Origin of the sequence: Kitasatospora sp. NPDC050463 (assembly GCF_040655255.1) — a bacterium.
Classification (GTDB): Bacteria; Actinomycetota; Actinomycetes; order Streptomycetales; family Streptomycetaceae; genus Kitasatospora.
Window position 1 is genome coordinate 16,948 of sequence record NZ_JBFAJO010000092.1, and the last position, 10,949, is coordinate 27,896.

Here is a 10,949-nt window from a genome sequence, read left to right on the forward strand (position 1 = left end):
GCCGCGGGGTTGCGGCGCAGTGGGGGCCCCCGCCGCCGGGTGCGCGGCGCGGGTGCGGTTGCGGAGCAATGTGCCGAGCGATTGCTGACAGGAAGAGGCGCTGTACCTGACCTGGGACAGCCGCACCGGGGGGTGGGGCCCCCTCGTCTGCAGCCGGGGGAATCGTGGCAGCAAACGAGCCGTTGATGACAGATGCATGCCACGGATTGGCCGATTAGCTACCGGGCCCGTTCACCCGTCGGACCGCCACCCGTGTTACGGGCACGCGAACTACCGACGACGGTTTTCATTGCCGCCCGAACGGTTCGATCACCTCCGGCGGGCACTGACCAGCGCTCCGGGCCCGCCCGGGGCCCACCGGGCGGACCCTGCCACCGGCCGATCGGTCACCTCACCTTTCCGGCCGTGCCAGGGGCGATTTTCAGCCACCCGTCGGCCGGGCATCGTCCGGAAACACCACGGCCCCGCACCACCCGGAGGCGGTGCGGGGCCGGGTACGGCGACCCGTCAGCTCTGGACGAAGACCGCCACGGTGCGGCCCGGCACGGTGAAGGTCCCGGTCGCGGCGGCGAATCCGGCCTGCCGGACCACTGGATCGGACCCGCCCGCCTGGACCGGGTGCAGCGCCTGCGCCGTCCCCCGCAGGGCGGCCACGGTCTGGCTCTGCGCGGCGGGCGTGGCGTTGAACACCACCGTGATGCCCTTCTCCGCACCCGCCAGCCCGGTGCCGTCCAGGTGCAGCGTGATCACCCCGGGCGTCTCGCCGGCCGTGCCGGAGAGCGGGTAGGAGAGCCGCTGCTGCACGGCGGCGAGGGTCGGCAGCGAGAACAGCGGCGAGCCCTGCTTGATCCGCAGGAACTGCTGGTACTGCGCGCCGGTCGCGCGGATGTCGGCGGCGCCCACCGCCAGCCGCGGATTCGCCAACAGGGACTTGGCGGTCGGCCACATCTCCTTGTTGTCGGCCGCCATCGGCACCCCGCGACCCCAGCCGTTGCCCCGCGCAGGGTCCCACTGGATGGCGTTGAACCAGTCGCCCGAGTCGTAGGAGTTGGCGTCCAGCGACTTGGAGCGCAGCAGGTCGGTGCCGGCCTGGACGAAGCCCGGCCCCTGGGTGAGCGCGGTCAGCGAGAGCGCGAGCGCCTGCATCCGGGCCCGGTCCGCGGGCGCGGTGGCGGCGGGCAGCTTGTACGCCAGCGCGTCGAACAGGTCGGCGTTGTCGTGCGCGTCCACGTACTCCACCGCCTCACCGGGCCTGGCCGCGTACCCGGTCGGGGCGCCGTTGTAGTCGACGCCCGCACCGGTGACGGCCCGGCCCGAACTGTCGGTGAAGGAGTAGCCGGCCAGGTTGCCGGTGAGCGCCACCTTCAGCTGGTCCATCTGCTGGAGCAGCCGGGCCTTCTGCTCCTGCGGGCCGCCGTTGGCCGGCGAGCCGTTGGGGTCGGTGAACAGGCCCGAGGCGAAGCCCTGCTGCGGGGCCGAGGAGAGCTGGAAGTTGCCGCCGCGGGCCGCGTCCCGGATCCGGTCGTCGAAGGTGGCGATGCCGGTGCCGGCCATGTTCAGCTGGGTGGCCTGCTCGAACCGGGCGCCGTTCGCGACGACGCCGAAGTTCCAGCCCTCGCCGTAGAGGAAGACGTTCTTCCCGTCGACGCCGTCCGACTCCGGCGTCATCTTCCGCAGCGCCGCCTGCACGTCCAGCATGGTGGACTTCGGGTCCAGGCCCATCAGGTCGAAGCGGAAGCCGTCGACCTTGTACTCGCGGGCCCAGGTGGTCACCGAGTCCACCACCAGGCGGTTCATCATGGCGTGCTCGGGCGCCGTGTCCGCGCAACAACTGTCCGTGGTCACCTTGCCGTCGGCGTCCAGCCGCTGGTAGTAGCCGGGGACGACCCGGTCCAGCACCGAGTGCTCGGCCTGACCGGCGGCGGCGGTGTGGTTGTAGACCACGTCCAGGACCACGCGCAGCCCGGCCTCGTGGATCGCCTGCACCATCCGCCGGAACTGCACCGTACGGGCGGTGCCCTCCGGGTCGGTGGCGTACGAGCCCTCCGGCACGTTGTAGTGCAGCGGATCGTAGCCCCAGTTGTAGGCGTCCTCGGCGGCCACGGCCGCCACGCACTCCTGCTGCTGCTCGCCGTCCGCCGCCAGCGCCCCGAGGTCGCAGGCGGGCAGCTTCTGCTCGGCCCGGTTCTCCCGGATGGTGGCGATGTCGAAGGTCGGCAGCAGGTGGACGGTGGTCACACCCGCCCCGGCCAGCTCGCGCAGGTGCTTCATGCCGGCCGACTGCGACTCGGTGAAGGCCAGGTAGGTGCCGCGCTCGGCGGCCGGCACCGTGGTGTCCTCGACCGAGAAGTCCCGGACGTGCAGCTCCTGGATCTGCTGCTGCGCGGGCGGCACGGCCTTCGGGACGGCGTGGTTCTCCCAGCCCTGCGGCTTGAGCTCCGCGGCGGCGAGGTCGGCGACCAGGCTGCGCCGGGAGTCGGTGGAGAGGGCGACCGCGTACGGGTCGGTGACGGTGTTGACCACCAGCTGCCGGACGGACGGCGCCCAGACCTTCACCTGGTACAGGTAGTACTTGCCGTCCAGCTCGGCCTTGTCCCGGACGAGTTCCCAGACGCCGGTCTCGTCGTCCAGCTTCAGCGGCACGGTCCTGGGCGTACCACCGGTCGGTCCGTCGAAGAGCTGGACGGAGACCTCCCGCGCGGTCGGCGCCCAGAGCGACAGCGCCACCTTGCCGTCGTAGTAGGCCGGGCCGAAGTCCACCCGGCCGGTGCGGCGCGCGTACAGGTCGTCCAGGACACCCGGGATCTGCACCCCGGTGGCGGCCAGGGCCGCGCCACTGGGCAGGTGCTCGGTGAAGAGCAGCTGACCGCGGAGCGCGGCGGGCACCCGGGCCGCGTCGCGGGCGTCCACGGTGAAGGCCCGGTAACCCGCCAGGTGCGGGTACTTGGCCCGCTGCGCCCCGGTCAGGCCGCCGGCGACGGGCTCCAGCCGGATCCACTGCCCGGGCTTGCTCAGCACGCCCTTGTCCGCGCGGATGCCGCCCTCGGGGTCGTACACCAGCTGGGCGCTGGTGCCGCCGGCCAGCGCGGCGTCGTTCGCGCCGTACCCGGCGGGCACCACCACCGTCCGGGCGTCGATCCACTGGGCCTTGGCGGAGCCGAGGTCCAGCTGGGAGGAGGCGGCGGCGTTCTGCGGCAGCAGGTAGCCCTCCCGGCCGCCGAGGATCCAGACCTCGCGGCCGTTGACGGCGAGGTCCAGCGACTGGTCGTTGGGCAGGTCCTTGTCGTTGCCCCGGTGCAGGATGTAGCTGAGGCTGGTGGCGCCGGGGGCCAGCGGCACCTCGAAGACGGCCCCGAAGGCGTCGCGGCGGGCGGGCAGCAGCGGGTTGCCCCAGTCGGTCGGGGCGGCGGCGCCGGTCCAGTCGTGCAGGCCCCAGCCGTCGTAGTTCCCGTCGGCCCGGTTGTAGTGGATGACCGCGGTGTTCGCGGGCTGGGTGTCCACCGGCCCGGGGTTGGCCGTCCGGACGGCCGGGTCGCCCTCCTTCAGCCAGATCTCGCCGGTCGCGCCGACGTCGATGTGGCGGTCGGCGTCCACGTCCTTGACGCCGTCCTTCTCGACGACGAAGCCGACGTCCGAGGCGCCCTCCTTCAGCTTCACGTAGGCGAAGGCGCCGTACGCGTCCCGGCCGGTGAAGCCGTGGCCGGCCGGCCAGGTGGTGGCCTCGCCGTCCGCGAGGTCGCCCCAGGCGTAGAGGTTCCAGCCGTCGTAGTCGCCGTTCTTGCGCTGGTAGTGCACGACGGCGTACGGGCGGGCGGTGGCGCTGGGCGCCGGCGCGGGGGCCGGGGTGCCGGTGGTGAAGCTGCCGGTGGCCGAGCGCAGGTGGCCGCTGGAGTCCCGGACCACGGCCTTGTAGCGGACCACCGTGCCGGGCTTCACGGCGCCCAGGTCCTGGGTGACCCGGTACGTCCCGTTGTCGGCGGTGCCGAGGGTCTGCCAGGGCGCGTCACCGACCTGCGCGGCGAAGGTGACCCGGTCGAAGCCGCCGCCGTCGACGCCCGCGCCGACGGTGACGGTGCCGGTGGAGCCGTCGGCCGGGGTCCGCAGCGTGAGCTGCGACGCGGCCGCGACGGGCGCGAGCTTCGCGGCGGCCTTGAACACCACCGAGGAGAGCGCGGGCACGGTGACGGTGACCTTGCGGTCCGCGCCGCTGGTCAGCCGCTCCCCCGCCGCCGGGTGGATGCGGTCGAAGTCCTGGCCGGCCGAGAAGGTGTCCAGGGTGACGGTCTTGGCCTCGGTCGCGTTGTTGACCGCGACCAGGTACTCGACCTGCTGCCCGGCGTCGATCCGGGAGAAGGCGTACACGCCCGCGCCGTCGGCGGCGTACCGCTCGATCTGGGCGCCGTCGGCGAGCGCCGGGTGGTCGCGGCGCAGCGCGGCCAGCGCGGCAACGCCCCGGTAGAGCGCACCCTCCCGGCCGTAGCGGTCGGCGGAGCCGGCGGGGCCGCCGAGCACCCGGTCGGCGTTGTAGGAGGGGGTCTGCGAGGCGAACAGGTCCTGCCGGGCGTCCTTGTCGCCGCCCGCGCCGGTGAAGCCCTGCTCGTCGCCGTAGTAGACGACCGGCTGGCCCCGGGTGAGGAACTGCAACTCGGTGGCGAGCCGGTCCTTCTTCAGCAGGGTGTCCTCGTCGGCGCCCGGGTTGTCGCCGATCAGGAAGGACCCGAAGCGACCCATGTCGTGGTTGCCGAGGAAGGTCGGCAGCTCGTAGGCGTCGGTGTCGGCGGTGGTGTAGCGGTAGTCCTGCCCGTACACGTCGGAGAGGCCGCGGGCCGAGCCGCCCTGGGAGACGTAGGAGCGGGCGGCGTTCTGGAACGGGAAGTCCAGGGTGGCCTGGAGCCGGCCCCTGGTGACGTACGGCGAGGTGATCGCCGGGTCACCGGAGTAGACCTCGCCGAACATGAAGAACTTCTTGTTGCCCTGTTTGGCGGCGAAGTCCTTGAGCGCGGGAGCCCACTGCTGCCAGAAGGCCATGTTGACGTGCTTGACGGTGTCGATCCGGAAGCCGTCCACGCCGGCGTCCTTGACCCACTGCTGGTAGACCTTCTCGAAGCCCTTGACCACCTTGGGGTTCTGGGTGTCGAGGTCGTCCAGACCGGAGAAGTCGCCCTCGGTGGCGGACTCGCCGACGAAGGTCGAGTCGCCCCGGTTGTGGTAGAGCGCGGGGTCGTTGAGCCAGGCCGGGGTCTTGGCACCGGCGTCGGCCGGGTTGCGGAAGACCGGGCTGTAGGGGAACGAGTCCTTGGTCAGCCGCGGCCATGCGGCCGTGGATCCGACGCCCGCGTCGGCGGCGGCGGTCTCGTCGACCGGCCGCCCGTCGACGTCCAGCACCGGGTAGGCCCCGGTGGAGCGGTAGCCGTACTGCTTCTGCCCGTAGTCGAGGACGTCGGCGGTGTGGTTGGTGATGACGTCGAAGAAGACCTTGATGCCCCGGGCGTGCGCCTTGGCTATCAGCTCCTTGAGCTGCTCGTTGGTGCCGAAGTGCGGGTCGACCTGGGTGAAGTCGGTGATCCAGTAGCCGTGGTAGCCGGCCGAGGCCGCGTCCCCCGAGCCCTGGACGGGCTTGTTCTTGAAGATCGGCGCCATCCAGATCGCGGTGGTGCCGAGGTCCTGCACGTAGTCGAGCCGCTGGATCAGGCCCGCGAGGTCGCCTCCGTGGTAGAAGCCCTTGTCGGCCGGGTCGAGGCCGTGGTCCAGCCGGCTGCCGGTGATGCCTCCGGTGTCGTTGGCCCGGTCGCCGTTGGCGAAACGATCCGGCAGGACGAAGTAGAACTGCTCGCGGGTGAGGTCGTGCCGCCCCGCGGTGGCGGCCAGCGCGGCGTCCGAGGGCGGGCCGGGCGGCGCCGCGGCGAGGGCCGCAGGAGCCGCGGTGCCGAGGGTGGCGGCGGTCAGCGTCGCGGCGAGCAGGACGGCCGTGCGACCGGGTCTGCGGGTCGGGGTGGTGCTCCGCCGGGGGCGGGGCGGGACATCGGCCACTGAGGGCTCCCTTGCGGGGAAAGGGGTGTCGAGTTGCCAGGACGCTAGCGGTCTGCAATCTGTTTCAGCAAGATGCAGAAAGCGTTTCGGTCCTGGAAACTCGGCCCCCGCGAGCCGTTGTCCGCCCCCGATTGCGCCACCCGGAGCACCCGGCGTGACAATAGGACGTATGCCCGTCCCACCGGTTCGTACCAGATCCCACCGCACCCCCTACCCCGGTGGGAGCCGTCCCCTAGCCCTCAAGGGGGACAGTCGGTGAAGAATCCACTTCCAGAGGATGAGCAGACGGCTACGGGACGTCTGGCAGACTTCTCGTCCATGGGGGAACCGACCGAGATCCAGCAGACCGGCGCCGAGCGCCCCGGTGCGGCGCACGGTGGCGGTTCCGCGACGGGCCCGGCCACCTCCGGCCGGATGCCCGACGGAGCCACCCGCGTCGCCCAGTCCCGCTCAGCCGCGCTGCGCCGGCACATCCGTGACCAGCGCCGTTCGCCGGCCCGGCCACGGATCTGGTTCGAGCTGGCGCTGATCGGGATCAGCTACTGGGTCTACTCCCTCGTCCGCAACGCCGTCCCCGAACAGGAAGCGATAGCCCAGCGGCACGCGAGCCTGATCTGGGACTTCGAGCAGAGCTTCGGCGTCGCCATCGAGCGCTCGGTGAACCACGCGGTCGACAAGCTCTCGTGGCTGATCGTCGGGATGAACTACTACTACGCGACGCTGCACTTCATCGTGACCATCGGCGTCCTGGTCTGGCTCTACCGCCGACACCCCGGCCGCTACGTCGCGGCCCGCACGGTGCTGTTCGTCACCACCGGCATCGCCCTGGTCGGCTTCTACTTCTTCCCGCTGGCCCCGCCCCGGCTGATGACCGACGGCGGCTTCATCGACACCCTGAAGGTCCACAACACCTGGGGTTCGATGGCGTCCGGGCCGGCCACGCACGTCTCCAACCAGTACGCGGCGATGCCCTCGATGCACATCGGCTGGTCGCTCTGGTGCGGTCTGGCCATCTTCTTCCTGGCCCGCGCGACCTGGGTCCGCGTGCTCGGCCTGCTCTACCCGGTGGCCACCCTGGTGGTGATCGTCTCGACCGCCAACCACTTCTGGATGGATGCCGTCGGCGGCATCGTCTGCCTCTCGGTCGGCTTCGTCGCGGCCCGGCTGACGTACCACGTCTGGGTCTACCGACTGCCCAGGATCCCGGCCCGGGAGACGGCCCGGGAGACGGCGGAGGAGCCGATCACCGTGCCCGAGCAGTGGAGCGCGCCCGGGGTGAGCGCCGGGCGGCGCTGAACGACGGTACGGCGAAGGGCCCGCGGAGCGTTCCGCGGGCCCTTCGCCGTACCCGGGTGCCCGGGCCTCGCCGCACCGGGACTCTTGGCCGTACCCGGGTGCCGGGGCCTCACCCGTAGAACAGCCGCTCCACCACCGCCCGGGCCCGCCGGGTGGTGCGCCGGTAGTCGTCCACCAGCTCGCCGCTGTGCCCGGCACCGTAGCCGAGGTAGCGGGCCACGCCGGCCAGCTCCCGGGCGTCCCCGGGGAAGCTGTCCCCCGGCCGGCCACGGACCAGCATCACCGCGGAGCGCACCCGGGAGGCCAGCACCCAGGCGGCGTCCAGCACCGCCGCGTCCTCCGCCCCGATCAGCCCGGCCGCGGCGGCGGCCGCCAGCGCGGGCCTGGTCCGGGTGGTGCGCAGCGCCGGCAGTTCGTGCCCGTGCTGGAGCTGAAGGAGCTGGACGGTCCACTCGACGTCGGCCAGCCCACCCCGGCCGATCTTGGTGTGGGTGGTCGGGTCGGCGCCGCGCGGCAGCCGCTCGGCCTCGATCCGGGCCTTGATCCGGCGGATCTCCACCACGTCCCGCTCGGGCACTCCGGCGCCCGGGTAGCGCAGCGGGTCGATCAGCTGCCGGAACCGCTCCCCCAGCTCCGGATCCCCGGCCACCGGCTCGGCGCGCAGCAGCGCCTGGCTCTCCCACGCGTGCGACCAGCGCCGGTAGTACGCCGTGTACGAGGCGAGGGTGCGCACCAGCGGGCCGTTGCGGCCCTCGGGGCGCAGATCGGCGTCGACCACCAGCGGCGGCTCGGTGGACGGCCCGGAGAGCAGCGTGCGCAGCTCGTGGCAGACCGCCTGGGCGGCCCGGGCGGCGTCCTGCTCCAGCGAGCCGAGCCAGGGCTCGTGGACGAAGAGCACGTCGGCGTCGGAGCCGTAGCCGAGCTCGCGCCCGCCGAACCGGCCCATCGCGATCACCGCGATCCTGGTCGGCAAGTCCCCGTTCCGGGCCTCCCAGGCGGCGGTGCAGGCGCGCAGCGCGCCCTGCAGGGTGGCCGCGTTCAGCGCGGTGAGCGCCTCGCCCGCGGCGTCCAGGGCCTCGGCCGGGTCGTCGCCGAGCCGCCCGAGGACGTCGGCGGCGGCGGTGCGGAACAGCTCCCGGCGCCGCACCGAGCGGGCGGCGGCGACGGCCGCGGCGGCCGAGTCGGCCCGGCCGACGGCGGCCAGTATCTCCTGCTCCAGGGCGGGCCGGCCGCGCGGCGCCAGGCCCTGCGGGTCGCCCAGCATGGCGACCGCCTCGGGGGCGCGCAGCAGCAGGTCGGGGGCGAGCCGGCCGGCCGAGAGGACCCGGGCCAGCTGCTCGGCGGCGGCGCTCTCGTCGCGCAGCAGCCGCAGGTACCAGGGCGTGCGGCCGAGCGCGTCGGAGACCTGGCGGAAGTTGAGCAGTCCGGCGTCCGGGTCGGCGGAGTCGGCGAACCAGCCGAGCAGCACCGGCAGCAGGGTCCGCTGGATGGCGGCCTTGCGGCTGACGCCGGAGGCCAGCGCGGTCAGGTGGCGCAGCGCGGCGGCCGGGTCCGCGTAGCCGAGCGCCTCCAGCCGGGCCCGGGCCGCGTCCGGGGTGAGGCCGGTCGCGCCGGTCGGCAGCTCGGCGACCGCGTCCAGCAGGGGCCGGTAGAACAGCTTCTCGTGCAGCCTGCGGACCTCGACGGCGTGCCGCTTCCACTCCCGCTGGAGGGCGGCGACCGGGTCGGCCCGGGTGTCGTCGTTGATCAGCGGGGCGAGCGAGCGGGCCAGCCGGCGCAGGTCCTCCTGGCCGGTGGGCATCAGGTGGGTGCGGCGCAGCCGGTGCAGCTGGATCCGGTGCTCCAGCGAGCGCAGGAAGCGGTAGGCGGCGTCCAGCGAGGCGGCGTCGGCCCGGCCCACGTAGCCGCCCCGGGAGAGCGCGGCGAGCGCCTCCAGGGTGTTGCCGCTGCGCAGCGCCGGGTCGGTGCGGCCGTGCACCAGCTGGAGCAGCTGGACGGAGAACTCGACGTCGCGCAGGCCGCCGGGGCCCAGCTTGAGCTGGCGGTCCAGCTCGGTGACGGGGATGGAGTCGATCACCCGGCGGCGCATCTGCTGCACGTCGGTGACGAAGTTCTCGCGGGCGGCGGCCTGCCAGACCATCGGCTCCAGCGCCGCCAGGTACGCCGCTCCGAGCTCGGCGTCCCCGGCGACCGGGCGGGCCTTGAGCAGCGCCTGGAACTCCCAGGTCTTGGCCCAGCGCTGGTAGTACGCCTGGTGGCTGGCCAGGGTGCGGACCAGCGGGCCGTTGCGGCCCTCGGGGCGCAGGTTGGCGTCCACCGGCCAGATGGTGCCCTCACCGGTGGTGTCGGCGCAGAGGCGGGTGAGCGCGGCGGCCAGCCGGGTGGCGGCCTTGAGCGCCTCGTGCTCGTCGACGCCCTCCTGCGGCTCGGCGACGAAGATGACGTCGACGTCGGAGACGTAGTTGAGCTCGCGCCCGCCGCACTTGCCCATCCCGATGACGGCCAGCCGGCAGGCGCCGGCGGCCTCCGGATCCTCCTCGGCGGCGAGCTCCAGCGCGGTCTGCAGGGTGGCGCCGGCGAGGTCGGCCAGCTCGGCGGCGGTCTGCGCGAGGTCGGTGGTGCCGGTGAGGTCGCGGGCGGCGATGGCCAGCAGGCAGCGGCGGTAGGCGACCCGCAGCGCGTCCGCGCGGCTACCGGCGGTGTGCGCCGCCATGCCCTGGCGCAGCGCGCGCCGGAAGTCCTCCGGACCGGGGTGCATGTCGCGCAGCTCGAAGGTGACCAGCGCGTGCCAGTCGTGCGGGTGCCGGGCCAGGTGGTCGGCGAGCGCGGTGGACGCGCCGAGCACGCCGAGCAGCCGGTCGCGCAGTGGCTTGGAGGTGGTGAGGGTGTCGCGCAGGGTGTGCCGCTCGGTCTCGTCGGCGCCCTCCAGGAGGCGGGCCAGGCCGAGCAGGGCGAGATCCGGGTCGGCGGTGGCGCCGAGCGCGTCCAGCAGCACCGGGTCGTCGGCCAGCCCCTCCAGGCCGGGCCCGGCGAGCAGCCGGACGGCCTGCGCCGGGTCGGTGAACCCGCGCCGGACCAGCCTGATCTCCGGCCGGCTCACCCGGCTACCGGTTCGCTGCTCCTCCACCGCCATGGCCCCTCCATCCGCCCGCTCAGCAGGTTACGCGCCCTCACGGCGCCGCGCCGGGCGTGACCGCGGACCGGACCCCGCCCGGCCGCCGGTGGACCGACCGAAGGGGCCCGGACGCCGGCGTGGCGTGTCGGCTTGCCCGCCCGTTCGGGGACGCGGTGGAGTACGCCCATGATCAGTCCGGACGGTCTCGGCGAGGGCGTCCCACCATGCCGCTCCGGTCCTCGCCCGCCGTAGGGACTCCCCGCTGACCGGCACGCCCGTCGCCGCCCTGACGGTCGTCCGGTTCTTCGTCCGGGGTCCGATCGGACCAGCCGACACCGCGACGGCGGCGAGCGGACCAACCCCGGCTACGGCGCCCCGCCTCTCTCCGCCCCCGACCCCGCCCCCGACGCTGACCGAAGGAATCTCAATGACCGTGTCAAGCCGTCTGCGTGACCGGCGGGGCGGAGGTGAACAGCCTCTTGTCACGCAGCATCGCCCACAGCACGTC

Annotated in this window: 3 protein-coding genes; 1 reads left to right on the forward strand and 2 read right to left on the reverse strand. The window is 73.5% G+C overall.

Annotation, left to right across the window (positions count from 1 at the left end; all coding sequences use genetic code 11):
* Positions 1–507: 507 nt before the first annotated feature.
* Positions 508–6,030 carry a pullulanase-type alpha-1,6-glucosidase gene (gene pulA / locus AB0J08_RS36015; RefSeq protein ID WP_360642532.1) on the reverse strand — a complete coding sequence of 1,841 codons (5,523 nt, stop codon included), beginning with the start codon at positions 6,028–6,030 and terminating at the stop codon, positions 508–510.
* Between the two features lie 318 nt (positions 6,031–6,348).
* On the opposite strand from pulA, the gene AB0J08_RS36020 reads away from it, so the two are divergent.
* Positions 6,349–7,326 carry a phosphatase PAP2 family protein gene (locus AB0J08_RS36020; RefSeq protein WP_360642533.1) on the forward strand — a complete coding sequence of 326 codons (978 nt, stop codon included), beginning with the start codon at positions 6,349–6,351 and terminating at the stop codon, positions 7,324–7,326.
* A gap of 109 nt (positions 7,327–7,435) precedes the next feature.
* Here AB0J08_RS36020 and AB0J08_RS36025 read toward each other — a convergent pair whose 3' ends face one another.
* The gene (locus AB0J08_RS36025) at positions 7,436–10,459 is read right to left on the reverse strand and encodes a bifunctional [glutamine synthetase] adenylyltransferase/[glutamine synthetase]-adenylyl-L-tyrosine phosphorylase (RefSeq protein ID WP_360642535.1); all 3,024 of its coding nucleotides are present in this window, start codon (positions 10,457–10,459) and stop codon (positions 7,436–7,438) included.
* Positions 10,460–10,949: the final 490 nt, after the last annotated feature.

What these genes read in the sequence shown, in the direction of transcription:
- AB0J08_RS36020 (WP_360642533.1), top strand. Translation starts at nt 6,349, where the DNA reads ATGGGGGAACCGACCGAGATCCAGCAGACCGGCGCCGAGCGCCCCGGT.
- AB0J08_RS36025 (WP_360642535.1), bottom strand. Translation starts at nt 10,459, where the DNA reads ATGGCGGTGGAGGAGCAGCGAACCGGTAGCCGGGTGAGCCGGCCGGAG.